The sequence below is a fragment of the Polyangium sp. 6x1 genome (genome assembly GCF_029946515.1).
GTDB lineage: Bacteria > Myxococcota_A > Polyangia > Polyangiales > Polyangiaceae > Polyangium.
This window is the reverse complement of sequence record NZ_JARZHH010000007.1, coordinates 19,447-32,780: the sequence shown is the minus strand read 5'-3', so window position 1 is coordinate 32,780 and position 13,334 is coordinate 19,447. Positions and strand designations below refer to the sequence as shown.

At 68.5% G+C, this 13,334-nt stretch carries 13 protein-coding genes; 4 read left to right on the top strand and 9 right to left on the bottom strand.

Annotation, left to right across the window (positions count from 1 at the left end; genetic code table 11):
• Positions 1-10: 10 nt before the first annotated feature.
• Entirely contained in the window at positions 11-214 is a 204-nt protein-coding gene (locus QHF85_RS09720) for a hypothetical protein (protein ID WP_281326825.1), read from the bottom strand.
• Positions 215-563: 349 nt separating this feature from the next.
• Here QHF85_RS09720 and QHF85_RS09715 point away from each other — a divergent pair, with 349 nt between their 5' ends.
• Entirely contained in the window at positions 564-1,904 is a 1,341-nt protein-coding gene (locus QHF85_RS09715) for a hypothetical protein (protein WP_281326824.1), read from the top strand.
• Positions 1,905-1,986: 82 nt separating this feature from the next.
• Here QHF85_RS09715 and QHF85_RS09710 read toward each other — a convergent pair whose 3' ends face one another.
• The 3 genes from QHF85_RS09710 to QHF85_RS09700 all read right to left on the bottom strand — a co-directional run bounded on the left by QHF85_RS09710 (position 1,987) and on the right by QHF85_RS09700 (position 4,347).
• On the bottom strand, positions 1,987-2,562 hold the full coding sequence (locus QHF85_RS09710) for a L,D-transpeptidase (protein WP_281326823.1): 576 nt from the start codon (positions 2,560-2,562) through the stop codon (positions 1,987-1,989).
• 24 nt (positions 2,563-2,586) lie between these two features.
• Entirely contained in the window at positions 2,587-3,471 is an 885-nt protein-coding gene (locus QHF85_RS09705) for a PfkB family carbohydrate kinase (protein ID WP_281326822.1), read from the bottom strand.
• A gap of 174 nt (positions 3,472-3,645) precedes the next feature.
• Positions 3,646-4,347, bottom strand: coding sequence for a TetR/AcrR family transcriptional regulator (locus QHF85_RS09700; protein WP_281326821.1), 702 nt, complete (start codon positions 4,345-4,347; stop codon positions 3,646-3,648).
• 232 nt (positions 4,348-4,579) lie between these two features.
• Between QHF85_RS09700 and QHF85_RS09695 the strand changes: the two genes are divergently transcribed.
• From QHF85_RS09695 to QHF85_RS09685, 3 genes are read left to right on the top strand one after another with little or no spacing between them, the layout of a single operon-like run.
• Positions 4,580-6,364 (top strand): PEP-utilizing enzyme, encoded by a 1,785-nt coding sequence (locus tag QHF85_RS09695; protein ID WP_281326820.1) that lies wholly within the window; start codon positions 4,580-4,582, stop codon positions 6,362-6,364.
• Positions 6,361-7,167 (top strand): PEP/pyruvate-binding domain-containing protein, encoded by an 807-nt coding sequence (locus QHF85_RS09690; RefSeq protein WP_281326819.1) that lies wholly within the window; start codon positions 6,361-6,363, stop codon positions 7,165-7,167. Before QHF85_RS09695 ends, QHF85_RS09690 begins: the two co-directional genes overlap by 4 nt.
• Positions 7,160-8,539 (top strand): MFS transporter, encoded by a 1,380-nt coding sequence (locus QHF85_RS09685; RefSeq protein ID WP_281326818.1) that lies wholly within the window; start codon positions 7,160-7,162, stop codon positions 8,537-8,539. The genes QHF85_RS09690 and QHF85_RS09685 overlap by 8 nt, the downstream gene beginning before the upstream one ends.
• A 45-nt stretch (positions 8,540-8,584) precedes the next feature.
• Here QHF85_RS09685 and QHF85_RS09680 read toward each other — a convergent pair whose 3' ends face one another.
• The 5 genes from QHF85_RS09680 to cheB form a co-directional block, all read right to left on the bottom strand.
• Positions 8,585-9,358: a hypothetical protein gene (locus tag QHF85_RS09680; protein ID WP_281326817.1), complete on the bottom strand. Its 774-nt coding sequence runs from the start codon at positions 9,356-9,358 to the stop codon at positions 8,585-8,587.
• A gap of 45 nt (positions 9,359-9,403) precedes the next feature.
• The gene (locus QHF85_RS09675; RefSeq protein WP_281326816.1) at positions 9,404-10,510 is read right to left on the bottom strand and encodes a putative sensor domain DACNV-containing protein; all 1,107 of its coding nucleotides are present in this window, start codon (positions 10,508-10,510) and stop codon (positions 9,404-9,406) included.
• Between the two features lie 110 nt (positions 10,511-10,620).
• Positions 10,621-11,784, bottom strand: a complete 1,164-nt coding sequence (locus QHF85_RS09670) for a TIGR02281 family clan AA aspartic protease (RefSeq protein WP_281326815.1) — start codon at positions 11,782-11,784, stop codon at positions 10,621-10,623.
• A gap of 143 nt (positions 11,785-11,927) precedes the next feature.
• Positions 11,928-12,161, bottom strand: a complete 234-nt coding sequence (locus QHF85_RS09665; protein ID WP_281326814.1) for a hypothetical protein — start codon at positions 12,159-12,161, stop codon at positions 11,928-11,930.
• 147 nt (positions 12,162-12,308) lie between these two features.
• Complete coding sequence (gene cheB / locus QHF85_RS09660) at positions 12,309-13,331, bottom strand: chemotaxis-specific protein-glutamate methyltransferase CheB (RefSeq protein ID WP_281326813.1); 1,023 nt, start codon at positions 13,329-13,331, stop codon at positions 12,309-12,311.
• Positions 13,332-13,334 lie beyond the last annotated feature (3 nt).

Here is a 13,334-nt window from a genome sequence, read left to right as displayed (position 1 = left end):
CCGGCGTCGTTCAGGCCGGGGTCACGAACACGGTCGCCAGGAGCTCGCCTCCCGGGGCGGCCTTGTACATCACCCGGATGACGCGATACTTGGTCTCCTGCCCGCCCTGTTCGAGGAGCAAGTGCTCGCCTTCGCGCGGGATCGTGGGCCCGCGAAAAACCTGTATCAGCTCCCAGGACTCATGGCAGATGCGGTGCAACGACGAGGACAACATGGCGTGCGCCGGAGGCTACCACGTCTGCACGGAGGCGGGGGCCTGCTGCTTGCTCGCGCGTCGTACCCGTTCCCGGCGCCTCGGATTCGGGCGACGCTTACCGGGGGCAGCAGGGGCGCTCGATTCGTTGCGCTGAAAGGCTGACGATGTATTGAACCACCGACAGGAAAGATCCTCGCAGCACACGTGGGGTCTCCGTCAAGCGCGGTGGCGGCGTTGTCGTAATCTGGCACAGTTTGCGCAGAACCTGCACAACGCCGAGAGCCTGGAATCCTGGAGCGCCGCTTGCTCTCCGGTCGGCGCGGTTCTTGCCAAGTGCGCCGCGCCATCTTACCGGAGAGGTAACATCTTGATCCGACACACGATTCTTTCGATTCTCGCCATCGCGCCCATCCTTGCGCTTTCCTCGACCGCCGACGCCGGACCGAGCCTGTCCCGCGCGCTTGCCATTGCTTGCGAGTCGAACGAAGCCGATTGTGATGCGCCGCAGAAGAGCCTTTCCGCCGCGATCTCGCGGCGCGTCCTCGTGGACGACGTCGTCGAATACAGCATCGACATCCGCGTCGGCCCCGGCACCTACGACGTCATCGGCCTCCACCGCGTCGTGCGCGAATCCGCGCCGAACGTGCCTGCGCCGACCAGCAAGGCCGTCATGATGGTCCACGGCGACGCATGGAATTTCGAGGCCGCCTTCCTCGCCGCAGGCCCCTCGCTGGACGGCGCGAGCTTGCCGGTTCACCTCGCCTCGCACGGCATCGACGTCTGGGGCGTCGATCTCGGCTGGACCCGCGTCCCGGCGAGCGAGGCCAATCTCGCGTTCATGCAGAACTGGGGCTTTCAGCGCGACGTGCGCGACATCGGCACGGCGCTCGGTGTCGCCCGCGTCGTCCGCGCGCTCTCGGGCCAGGGGCACAGCCGCCTGCATTTGCTCGGCTGGAGCCGCGGCGGTCAGCTCGCCTATGCGTATGCGGGCGCGGAGACCCAGCGGCCCCCCGGTCTGCGCCACGTCGGCGGCCTGATCCCCGTCGACATCTATCTCGAAACGGACGACCCGGATTTCCGCGCGGGCGCCTGTCAGCGCCGGGCCGACGAGCGCGCGCTCGTCGCGTCGGGGCAATATGCAAACAACCTCGGCGGGTCGCTCGGGCCGCTCGGCCTCCTCGCCCAGGTCGACCCCACGGGCCCGTCGCCCGCGTTCCCCGGCCTCGACAACGAGCACGCCGCCATGACGCTCGGCGCGGCCACGTTCCTTTTGATGCCCCAGCCCCCGGTCCCCTCGTACCACCTCACGGGCGGACTGTGGGACGCGGCCGGCGTGCAGGATCTCGCCTATGCCGATCCGGCCGTCTGGTTCGACGTGCTCGGCCGCGCCAAACCCTGGCAGCCCTGGGCCATGATCGCGGACGCGGACGCGGCCACCTGTGACGACCCGCTGGATGACGTGCCTTTCGACGATCACCTCGGCGACATCACGGTCCCGACGTTCTACGTCGGCGCCGGCGGCGGGTTTGGCGCGGCCGGCATTTACACGACCTCCTTGCTCGGCAGCCAGGACGTGTCGAACCATGTCGTGCAGCATTACCCCGAGGAGTACCGCCTCCTCGACATCGGGCATACCGACATCTTCCAGGGCTACGACGCGGAAGCGCTCTTCTGGGAGCCCATCCGGAGCTGGATCTCCGCGCACTGATCCGGCGCGGGTTCAGCGCACCGAAAACAACCGAAGGGGAGCCGGATCCTTCCGGCTCCTCTTCGCCTTCATTCCCACACGATCAGGGCTGGATCGTCACCTTCGTGCCGACGGGGACGAGGGCGTAGAGCACGTCGACGTCTTCATTGGCGAGCCCGATGCAGCCGTCCGTCGGGCCCCAGAGCTGCCCGAGCCCGGTCGCGCTGGAGAGGCGGATCCACGCCCGCGCGAGCGCCGCGAGCTTCGGCTTCGTCCCGTGAATGCCAATGCCGCCGCCGGGTTTGTCGATCCCGTTCTTCTTGGCCCGCGCGAGGTCCTCGGGCTCCGGATAGGAGATCCCGAGGAATCGATGGAACCGCTCGCTCTGCGATTTGCTCGTGATGCGATAGACGCCCTCGGGCGTGCGCTCGTCCCCCTCGCGCTCCTTCTGCCCGACGGGCTGCGCCCCGAACGTCGCCGAGAACGTGCGCACAGTCTTTCCGCCGCAGAGGAGATCGAGCGCGGCGTCCTTCTTGCGGATGAGGATCGAGGGCTTCTCGCACGAGGCGGGCTTTGCGAGGCTCGAAGGCGGCAGGAAGAGCACGAGGAGGGCGACGGCCGCGAGGACCAGGGCGCCGAGGAGGAGCGGGCGCTTCGCGGGAGGGCGGGAGCGAGGCATGAGGGAGCACCATCATGGCACACGTCACCCGTCCGCGCCCAACGGAATGGGGTTCGCCTGCATATACGCGAGCACCCGGTCGCGCGTCGGAATTCCGGCCACCCCGACGGCCTCGACGCCGAACGAGGCCGTGACATTGGCGAAGCGCGCAGCTTCCACTGGATCGTGGGTCTCCTGGAAGCGAATCATGAAGGCCGTCGCGAAGACGTCGCCGGCGCCCGTGGGATCGATCTCCCGGGCCGGGCGAGGGGGAATCCGCGTCGCGAACGTCGTCCCGTCGTCGCGGCGCCGGTAAAGCGTGCTCCCGTCCCGATATTCGGTGAGGACCACGAGGGGGACTTGCTCGATGATCGGGTCGAGGCGGCGGAGATCGGCGTCGATGTCTTCGAGCGAGAGCACGACCGCGTCGACGCGCGGGAGAATCTCGGCCGCGGTCTCCCAGGGTTTGGCATGGACGCGCCCGGTCTCGTCGAAGCGCCGCATCCATCCCTGTGGCGTGACCACGACGAGCGTCTCCTCGGCGAGGACGTCGGCCACGTCGGGCGTGATCTCGTCGGCGATCGGCCCGAGCAGCGCCGCCCGCGGCCGGCGTAGCGAGGGTTCGATGTCGGCGGCGGTGATCGGCCGCGCCCGCGCGCTGCAATGCTGGATGCGGCCCGCGTCGGTATACACATTCGCGAAGGTGGTCGTGGCCTCCGAGGGGAGGACGTGGAGCTCGACCTCGCGCGGGAGCTCGGAGACGTCGAGCCCCGGCGCCGCAGCGGTGACGATCGTGGGCCGACGTCCGAGCTTCACGGACGTGACGGCGGCAAAGCTCACCGTGCCCCCGAGGCGGTAGCCGTCGTTCGGATCGGTCGTGCGCAGATCCCGTGCGACGTGCCCGATGAGCAGGATGTCCGGCGCGGCCATTTCGTCGATCCCTCCCGCGCGAGCATAGCACCCCCCGGCGCACGCGATGCCCCGTTGCGAACGGCCTTCACGAGGCCGCTCGCCCGCGTGCTTTCGCGAATGGGAACGACAAACCGTCGCGGACATGATCCATCATTCGTCCCGGCTCGCCCAGCCGAACGAGGGATTTGCGCCCTAGGATGGTTTGCCGAGGAGCTGCGTGCGCATCTCGTCGAGCATCGTCTCGAGTCGCAACGCCGCGGCTTCGATGGCTACGCGAGCCGGCGGGTCGGGCCTCTCGAATGCGTCTCGCACCGTGACGGCCAGGATGTCCGCCTGCTGTTCCAGCGTGGGCCCCGCGTGCGACGGCAGCTTCGACAGCAGAAAGGAACCCGACAGGATGGCCTCGATGGCATGGGCCTGATCGGCGAGCGGGCGATCCACGCGTATCAGCCCGTGATCCCGAAAGACCTGCAACATCCGGGTGAGGTGGTCCACGAGCCCGAGGACGCGGGCCAACGAGGGCGCCGATCGGTCCGGCGCCAGCGCGCCCAGGATATCGGCTTCCTCTCCGAAAATGGCTCTCGCAAGTGGTCGCCCCGTGTGGAGCAAAAACATCGAGCGAAACATCCGGTGCGGCAGCACCATCCTCGGCTCCACTCGAATCTCGTGGATCTGCGCGTCGAGCATGGCGGCTACCTCGCGGCGCAAGAGCTCCATGAAAAGCGCCTCCTTTGATTTCCAGTGGAGGTAGATGGTGCCTTTCCCTACACGAGCACGACGCGCGATGTCGTCGATCGTGACCCGCTTGTAGCCCCAACCGAGGAGGAGCTCCTGGGCCACCGCGAGGATCCGCTCGCCGCGCCCTCGGTGTTGCTCGTCGTCCTGCGCCGACATCGCGCCGCACTCTACAGCGACCTGGGACCCAGGACCAACACCGACGGGTACTGGATGACCAGATTTCCAAACTGGTCATCCAGTACTGGACAGGGCGGTTCGGATCCCCTAGCCTCGCGATCGTCACGCTTCCGTAACGAGAACGTCACCGACGAGCGAGGGCGCTCTCTCGAACGAGAGCGAGCGGGTCCCGCTCCTCAGGCATCGCTTCCATCAGGACGAGGTGAAGGCAATGAAGGTCCATCCGATGTTCGCCGACGTCAGGTTCGAACCACCTGGCCCCGGCCCCTGGGAGCTCGAAAAGTCGCATTTCTCGCGCCCCGCGACGCGGTTTGGTGCGGACGCCCTGAAGGAGGGCATGCCGATCGGGTTCGCCAAGGGAATGGAGCGATACGGGCTCCCCATGAAAGGGATGAGCCTCGTCATGGTGAATGGCTTCGCCTACGGCCAGATGGTGCCTCTCGGCGTCCCGGCGGCCGCCGCGAGGCTGGGCAGCGGGCCGCCGCCGAAGCCCGTGATGTGGCTCCTCTTTCGCCTGCATCCCGAGATTCGAGCGCGGTTCAAGCGGTGCGAGCGTGCATTCGAATCGAAGCTCTGGCGCACGGATCTCGGGCACTGGGACAGGGTCGACAAACCACGCGCCATCGAGAAGCACCTGGCCATCCAGGCGATCGATCCGGCCACACTCGACCTCGGCGCCCTCCGTGAACACGTGAAGCGCACGCGGTCCCACATGGCGGAGATGATCGCGCTCCACCACCAATACAACTTCACGGTCATGCTGCCGACGGGCGATTACCTCGCGCACGTCCGCGAATGGACGGGCGTGAGCTCGGGGGAGGCGCTCGCGCTCTTGCGAGGGACGTCGCCGCTCGCCCGCGGAATCGCGATCGACGAGCTCGAAGCGCTGGCGAAGGCGCTCCGCGCAAGCGAGGAGGGGCGGCGGGTGCTCACGCGGCAGGGGGATGCGCAGGCCGCGCTCGATGCGCTCGTGGCGCTGCCGGGAGAGGTCGGGACGGCGGCGCGTGCGTACCTGGGTCTCGTGCAGTGCCGGTCGATCGGATACGACATCGCGGACAAGACCGCCGGCGAGCTGCCGGACATGCTCGTCCGGGCCCTTCGAGCTACGATCGAGGGGAATCGTGAGGACGACGCGCTCGCCGCGCGCGACGCAAAGGAGCGGGAGATCCGCGCGCGCGTGCCAGCCGCGCACCGGGCGCATTTCGACGAGCTGCTCGGCGAGGCGCGGCTCGTGAACCGGCTGCGCGACGAGCGAGGTATTTACGCCGATAGCTGGGGGACCGGGCTCGCGCGCAGGGCCGTGCTCGAGGTGGGGCGCCGGCTTGTCTCCGCCGGGAAGGTCGAGGATCCCGAGCGCGCCATCGACCTCACGTTCGAGGAAATGGTCGCGCTGCTCGAAGGCCGATCGGGCCCCTCTGCGGCGGAGCTCTCGAAGCGCGCGCTCTATCGAGCGACGATGACCCTCGACCACGCGCCTCCGTGGTTGAATGCGCCGCCCGGCGAGCCACCGCCCCTCGACGTCTTCCCGGCCGCGGCACGCCGCGCGATGAGGGCCATGAACATGCTCATGGAAGACATGACCGCGGAGCAACCGAACGCGGGCAAGCCGCCCGAATCCGAAATCAAGAACGCTGCCGCGCGCGTCCGGGGGCTCACCATCAATGCGGGCGTGTACGAGGGGACGGCGCGCGTCGTCCTCGATCCTGCGGATTTCGGGCGAATCGAGAGAGGCGATGTGCTCGTGACGCGGTCGACGTCGGCCTATTTCAACGTCGTGCTCCCGCTGCTCGGCGCGATCGTGACCGATCGGGGAGGGCAGCTCTCCCACGCGGCGATCGTGGCGCGCGAATATGGCATTCCCGGGATCGTCGGCACGAAGGAGGCGACGGTGACGATCCCCGACGGCGCGCGCGTGCGCGTGGACGGTGAAACCGGCGAAGTGACGATCCTCGACGCGGCGCCCATTCCCTCGCTCGTGCCGGAGGTGGCGATATGATCGCGGCGCTCGACGCGCACCTTCCGGAGTCCGAGTTCGGCGGAAAGGCCGCGCAGCTCGGGCAAGCGCATCGATGCGGCCTGCCCGTGCCGCCGGCATTCGCGCTCGCGTCCGAATTCGTGGATCGCGTCGTCGCGGGGGACGAAGCGCGGCTCGGCCGGCTCTTCGATGCCTTCGCGACGCTGGCCGGGCCCGTGGCGGTCCGGTCCTCCGGGATCGGCGAGGACGGCGCGGCGGCGAGTTTTGCCGGGCAACATGCAACGGTCTTGAACGTGCGCAGCCCTCGCCAGTTGCGAGAGGCTCTCGCGACCGTGCACGGCTCGGCGCGGACGGCGTCGGCGCTCGCCTATCGACGCAAGCTGGGGCTCTTGCCGGAGCCTCGGATGGGCGTCGTCGTGCAGCGGCTCGTCCTCGCCGATTGCGCGGGCGTGCTCTTCACCCGCCACCCGACGACGGGCGCCGACGAGCGTGTCATCGAGGCGACGTGGGGCCTCGGCGAGGCGGTCGTCGCGGGGATCGTGACGCCCGACCATTATCGCGTGGCCCGCGGAGGGCGCGTCCTCGAAAAGAGGCCGGGCGAGAAGGACTGCGCGATTGCGTGGAGCGAGGAAGGCGGCACGATCGAGGTCCCCGTCCCGGCGCATCGGGTCCACGTGTTTTGCCTCGACGACGCGCGCCTCGCGGCGCTCGACGCGCTGGCCTCGGCGTGTGAAGCGGCCTTTGGCGGGACGCAGGACCTCGAATGGGCGTTCGCCGCGGATCGCCTGTATCTCCTCCAGAGGAGAGCGATCACCCGTGGCTGAGCAAGGGCCGCGCGTGCCCACGCGCCTGCTCGTCGCGATTGCCCTGTCGGCCTCGCTCGCGCCGCTCAATTCCACGATGGTGGCGGTCGCGCTGCCCGAGATGTCGCGCACGCTGGGGGCCGAGTCGAGCGTGCTCCGGCAGGCGCTCGTGTCGAGTTATCTGCTCACGAACATCGTTTTGCAGAGCCCGGGCGGCAAGCTCGGCGATCGACTCGGGTACCGGCGGGCGCTCGCGCTGGGCCAGATCCTCTTCGCGCTCGGCGCCACGCTCGCCTATGTTTGGCCTCTGCTCCCGGGGCTCACGGCGGCGCGTATTCTCATGGCCGCGGGCGGCGCGATTCTCGCCCCGAGCGCGTTTGCCATGCTTCGCACCGAGCTGCCGCCCGAGGTGCGAGGCCGCGCGTTTGGCGCGCTGGGCGCCATGCTGGGGCTCTCGGCGGGCCTCGGGCCGAAGGTCGGGGCGCTGCTCGTGACGCATTTCGGGTGGACGTCCATTTTCCTCGCGAACGTCCCGGTCCTCCTCCTCTCCGCCGCGCTCGTGCATCTCGGCGCGCCCGCGGCCTCGCCGCCGACAGAGGCTCGGGCGCGACCTCGCTTCGACGTGCTCGGCTCCGTGCTGCTCGGGGCCTCGCTCCTCGGGCTCGTGGTGGGCCTCGAAAACAAGGATTTCCGATGGGCTGCCGCGCTCGGCGTTCTGGGGCTCGTTCCCTTTGCGTGGTGGGAGCAGCGCGCCGCAGATCCCATCATCGATTTTTCGTTGTTCAAGCGCCAGAGCTTCGTCGCGGGCAGCTTGCTCATCGCCATTCAGAACTTCGCCATGTACTCGACGTTGTTCGAGCTGCCGCAGGTGGCGGGGCGGCTCTTCGGCGCGGGGCCGCGCGACGTCGGCAATACGCTGGTGACGATGATGGCCATGATGATCGTCGCGTCCCCCTTGGCGGGGCGCGCGTCCGAGCGCTTCGGGGCGCGCGCCGTGGCGCTCGTCGGCTCTGCGCTTGCCCTCGTTGGAATGACGCTGCTCGTGCTCCTCCCCTTCCATGCCGTGACGGACGCAATGCCTGCGCTCGGCTTGCTGGGCTTGGGCCTCGGCCTGACGTCGGCGCCCGCGCAAGCGTCGTCGATCAGCGACGTGCCGCGGGAAAAAAGTGGAATGGCGGCGGGACTCACCTCCACCATGCGTTACCTCGGCGGCATTGCCGGCTTGACCGTGCTCGGCCTCGTCCTCACGGAGAGCCCGGCTCCCGAGATCGCCAGGCGCGAGCACGCGACATCGATCGTGATTTTCTGCGCATCCCTGGTCGTGACCCTCGGATGCGCGGCGCTCCTCCCCGGCCGCCTCCCGCCGCCCGTGCCCGCCGCAGAGCCGCGCTGAGCCCGCCTCGCCCTCGAAACGAGCTCAGGGCCTGAATTCGTGATTTCAAGGCGCGGGGCTGATCACCCGGAGGCAGCGTAGGCCGATGGGCTTGCCATTGCCGAGGTAAAGCTCGTTCATCGCGGCGCCCGAAACCGGGAGCGGCACGACGTGGTCCGTCTCGGGTGCGAGGTTCCCGAGCGCGAGCTCTCCGTCGCCGGCGCGCACGTAGATGTCGAGCGAATAGTAGAAGTGGATCGGGAACGAATTCAGGTCCGGCTGGGCCGCGAGGGTCGACTGGAAGAACGCGAAGTCGCTCTCCTCGAACGCGGCGACGTCGGCCTCGGTCGGCATACGCCAGTCGGCGCCGAGCTTCGACGCGCACACGTCGACGTCGCTCACGTGCTGCGGGACCCAGTAAGGTTTGGCGCCGTAATCTTCGTACGCGCAGCGCGCCACCTCGTCGTAATTGGTCGCGATCTCGGCCTGCGTGAGGGGAGGATCTCCGGGGCCCTGCTGCTTGATGGCAGGGTGCGTGGGGGCGCAGAGCGGCACGAGCTCCTCGAACGTGTACACGACGTCGAGCAGCGCGTCGCGGTCGGCGCCGGAGAGCGAGGGATAGACGCTCCCGTCCTGGAACTGCTGAAAGACGCGCGCGTCGGGGAAGAGCGGGGCCGAGAGCTCGAGGCTCGCCTGTCCCCCCGCGTTCCCGAGGGCGATCGCGCCTGCATACTGGAGGCCGGGACGGAACGCGCCGTCCTGCGGTTGCCCGGGATCCCTCGGGCTCTCCACGCAGCCAGCGAGCAGTACGAAAGCCGATACCAAGAATCCTCTACGCATGACGTACCTCCTTGCGGGTGAGCGCGACGCCGGGTGTCTGGGGCGTCACTCGTAGAGCGTGACCTTTCCGTCGCGATTGCGCACGCATTTGATCGAGCCATCCTGCGAGCAGACGAAGGCCACGCCGCGCGGGTATGCCGCGCAGAAGCGGAACGCGGATCGATGCCGCGTGCCGTAGGCCTCGACGCTCCGGGACGTCCCGTCCGGCAGGAAGATCGTTTCGAGCTCCGTTTGCGCGAGCACCTCGACCCCGAAGCCGAGCACCCGATATCGGTCCGTGATGAGCAGCGCACCGTCGACCGCCGTGAGGCCGGGGAGCCGCTCCAGCAGGCGGCGCGCTTTGTCCTCGGCATATTGGAACTCCAGGGCGCCGCGGCCCGGGGAGTCCTCATCGAACTGGAACACCGATTTTCGCAAGAGCGGCCAGACCGAGTCGTCCTGGCATTGATATTTGATCTTGACGAGCTGTCGCCAGGATTCGGACTTGCATTCACGGTCGGGAATCACGAGGACGGTGCCGCCGTGCCCGAGCTTCCGGATCGTCGAGAGGACGTCGTGCAGGTGCGCCGGGTAGTTGACCTGCGGGGACCAGGAGCCTCCGCGCCAGTTGACGCCGTCCCATAACGCGTCGGTCGCCTCGGAGAGCGCCTCGATCACGGACTGGAAGACGCCGAGCCGCTCCCCTTCCTCGAAAATGCGCCCGTCCTCCAGGGCCACGAGGCTGCGCATGTTGCGCCCGACGGAGAGCTTGCCAGGCGCCATCACCGAGACGGTGAGCTGCATGTCCGCGCCATTGCAAAATCCCCAGATGAGCGGCTCCTCCCCGCCCGGATCGACGGCCAGCATGACCTTCGCGGCGTCCGCGGCCGGCGCGAGGCGCATGATTTCGTGCGGCGTGAAGCTCCTCGGCGGGTCGATCCGGAGGGGGTGATCGATCTCCGATTCCCGCAGGTCGGGGCTACAAACGACGGCGCGGAACTGGGTGCCCCGGCGCTCGTCGGCCGTGTAACTCGCGTGGTATGCGACCTCGAGCAGCAGTGCGAGCTTGTCGTCGCTCGGCAAGGGCGGAGGCTCGCTTTCCTGCCTTCCCCACTCGTACCAGCGCGCCTTCAGCGGCGCGAGCATGTCTCTGGGATATTTGAACGAGGTCATCCAGGCCCACGCAGGGTTTGCAGGCGATGAAACGGCGGTCGTGGCCGCCTGTCAAGCCGAGATCACGAGGCGAGGGGGGAGGGGCGGGGAAAGGGGGGCGAGGCGCGCGCTCAGTGCGTCGGCGCCGCGATTTCGACCACCCCATCCGCCTGCCGGAGCTCGAAACGCGACAGGAAGCTCAACCCCAGGAGCCCCTCGACGCCCGCGCCGAGATCGTCGACCACCACCGCCGGCACGCGCTTCGCCGCGAGTTTGTCCACGGCGATGGAGCCGATCAAGATGAAAAGCCCGTCCTTTCGCCCGTTTGCCGTCTGCAGCGCGACCTTCGGCGCCCCGGCGAGGTCGATGCCCAGCTTCTCCGCGAGCGCTCGCGGCAGCGTCACGTAGCTCGCCCCGGTATCCACCACGAAGGACGCCGTCTCCTTGTCGTCGAGGCGAACCTTGGCGCGAATCTGGAGCTGGCCCGGCTCCATGCGCAGCGACGCGCGGCCTTCGCCCACGACCGAGCAGCCCCCTTTTTGCAGGAGATCGGCGATGCGCGTCCGGATGCCCGACGTCCACGCCGCGCGCGGGTAATGAAAGACGAGCTGCTGCAACGGAAAGGCCGCCTCGCAGGGTTTGCCCTGCTTCTCGTAGACCGTCGCCAGGTTGATCGGGATGTCGGAGAGCTTGGGATGGAGCATGAGCGCCTGGCGGAAGTCCTCCGCCGCGCGGTCGAGGTCGCCCTTCTCCTGGTACACCACGCCCCGCCACGCACGATAGTGGACTTGATAAGGATCGGAGCTCACGAGCTCCGTCAGATCGGCCACCGCCGCGTCCGTCTCGCCAAGGCGCTGGTGCGCGCGGTAGGTGATGCGCCTCGTCTGCACGTATTCGCCGCATGCGGCGGTGAACGTGGCGGAGCGCGCAAGCACCCCGCGGCTGTCGCCGGCGTCGAGAATCGTCTCGAGGAGCTCGAGCGTCTTCGGGCGGTCGCAAGGCTCCTTCTGAAGCTCGGTTTCGAGCTTGTGCACCGCGTTCGTCGCGGCCCCGTAGTCATAACGGGGCTGGTAGGTGCGGTAGGCCCAGTAGCCCGCGCCTCCGAGCCCGCCCAGCACGAAGAGGCCCACGAGGGCGCGTACGAGCGGCGCCCGGCGCTGCTTGCGCATGCAAGCGGGGCAAAGGGCCTGCATGCCGTCGAACTGCCGGCAGACCGCGCAGAGGGCCACGAAGCACTGGCTGCACGAGGCCACCGCGGGTTGCCCGGGGTGGGCTTGGCAAACGGGGCGCTGCATGGGCGCCAACGTACGCGAGGCCCCTCTGCCGAGCAAGGGTTCGTCGAGAGCGCGCTCGGCTCAGCTCGAGAGGAGCTCGGCGACGCGACCGACGGCCCGCGTATGACCACGCCAAACGCGTGTCTCGTGCATGCGATGGGCGGTCAGAACTCGCCTTCCTCGACGCAATGGAGAATCACGCATTCCTTGCGTTCGGATTCTCGCATCCGGCTGCACAGTACGCCGATGTCCGTATCCCTGTCGACCACGTCGCCTTCGTGCGGCTCGCTCGTGCCCGGCTTGTACCGGACATTTTCGAGCGCCACCCACCGCCCGTTGAACTCATCCGACCGGCACAGCTCTGCCCATTTCGTGCGCGTACTGTGTTGGTTTCGCATGGTAAGAACAGATTACCGTCCTTCGCATTCCGAGGTCAATCTCGCGCGCAGTCGGGATATTGCTGCGTCGCAGCAGGATTGTCGCGGCTGTACTGGAGGGAGGGCCGCGCGGCGCCGGACCAAGCCAGGGTACATCGATGCGCGTGCTCAGGAGACGTGTCGCACGAGGAGCTCGCCCATCTTGTCGATCGTCGCCTCCCCGAGCGCGAGGCCCGCTTCCTGGACACAACGCGGCATGCCATACACAACGCAAGATGATTCCGATTCGACGAGCAGCCTGCCGCCGGCGGCGTGAATGGCGCGCGCGCCCTCGAGTCCGTCGGAGCCCATTCCCGTCAGCACCACGCCGAGCACGCCGGCGCCGAATTCCTCCGCGGCGCTGCGGAACAGGAGATCCACCGACGGGCGATGCAATCCCTCGACGTGTCCCGATTCGATGCGCGCGTAAGGCCGCCCCGCCCGGCGCTCCACCCGCACATTCGTGCCTCCACGCGCGAGGACCACGAGGCCCGGAGCGAGCTCCTGGTCGTCCAGCGCCTCCTTGACCGAGACCGCGCTCGCTTCGTCGATCCGGCGGGCGAGCGCATCCGTATACCCCGGCGGGATGTGCAAAGCCGCGACGATGGGCACCGGAAAATCACGCGGGAGCGAGGTGAACAGGCGCGTGAGCGCCTGCGGGCCGCCCGTGGAGGCCCCGACGACGACGAGGCTCGTCCCGGGCGAGGGCCGCACGGACGGCGGCGCTTCGCATTCGGGCGACGCAAGCCGCCGGAGCGCGGCCGCCGCGACGACCCGGCGCACGAGCTCGTTCGATAGCTCGTACAGCCGATCGGTCGCGAGCGACGTGGGCTTCTGGACCAGGTCGACCGCTCCATACGCGAGCGCCTTCTGGCCGAGCTCGCTTTGCGCGTCCGAAATGCTGACCGCCACGACCGCGGGCGCGCCGGTCGCGGGGAGCGCGCGCAAGACGCCGAGGCCGTCGAGGTGTGGCATCACCAGATCGAGCACGACGACGTCGGGCCGGTGCTCGGCGATCTTTTCGAGCGCGTCGAGGCCGTCCCGCGCGATATCGACCACCTCGAGGCCCGGCTGCTTGCTCAAGACCTCCCGCAAGACCTTGCGCGCGAAGGCCGAATCATCGACGACGAGCACGCGGATCGGCCTCTCCATGCG

What these genes read in the sequence shown, in the direction of transcription:
- QHF85_RS09720 (WP_281326825.1), bottom strand. Translation starts at nt 214, where the DNA reads ATGTTGTCCTCGTCGTTGCACCGCATCTGCCATGAGTCCTGGGAGCTG.
- QHF85_RS09710 (WP_281326823.1), bottom strand. Translation starts at nt 2,562, where the DNA reads ATGCCTCGCTCCCGCCCTCCCGCGAAGCGCCCGCTCCTCCTCGGCGCC.
- QHF85_RS09705 (WP_281326822.1), bottom strand. Translation starts at nt 3,471, where the DNA reads ATGGCCGCGCCGGACATCCTGCTCATCGGGCACGTCGCACGGGATCTG.
- QHF85_RS09700 (WP_281326821.1), bottom strand. Translation starts at nt 4,347, where the DNA reads ATGTCGGCGCAGGACGACGAGCAACACCGAGGGCGCGGCGAGCGGATC.
- QHF85_RS09695 (WP_281326820.1), top strand. Translation starts at nt 4,580, where the DNA reads ATGAAGGTCCATCCGATGTTCGCCGACGTCAGGTTCGAACCACCTGGC.
- QHF85_RS09690 (WP_281326819.1), top strand. Translation starts at nt 6,361, where the DNA reads ATGATCGCGGCGCTCGACGCGCACCTTCCGGAGTCCGAGTTCGGCGGA.
- QHF85_RS09680 (WP_281326817.1), bottom strand. Translation starts at nt 9,358, where the DNA reads ATGCGTAGAGGATTCTTGGTATCGGCTTTCGTACTGCTCGCTGGCTGC.
- QHF85_RS09675 (WP_281326816.1), bottom strand. Translation starts at nt 10,510, where the DNA reads ATGACCTCGTTCAAATATCCCAGAGACATGCTCGCGCCGCTGAAGGCG.
- QHF85_RS09670 (WP_281326815.1), bottom strand. Translation starts at nt 11,784, where the DNA reads ATGCAGCGCCCCGTTTGCCAAGCCCACCCCGGGCAACCCGCGGTGGCC.
- QHF85_RS09665 (WP_281326814.1), bottom strand. Translation starts at nt 12,161, where the DNA reads ATGCGAAACCAACACAGTACGCGCACGAAATGGGCAGAGCTGTGCCGG.
- cheB (WP_281326813.1), bottom strand. Translation starts at nt 13,331, where the DNA reads ATGGAGAGGCCGATCCGCGTGCTCGTCGTCGATGATTCGGCCTTCGCG.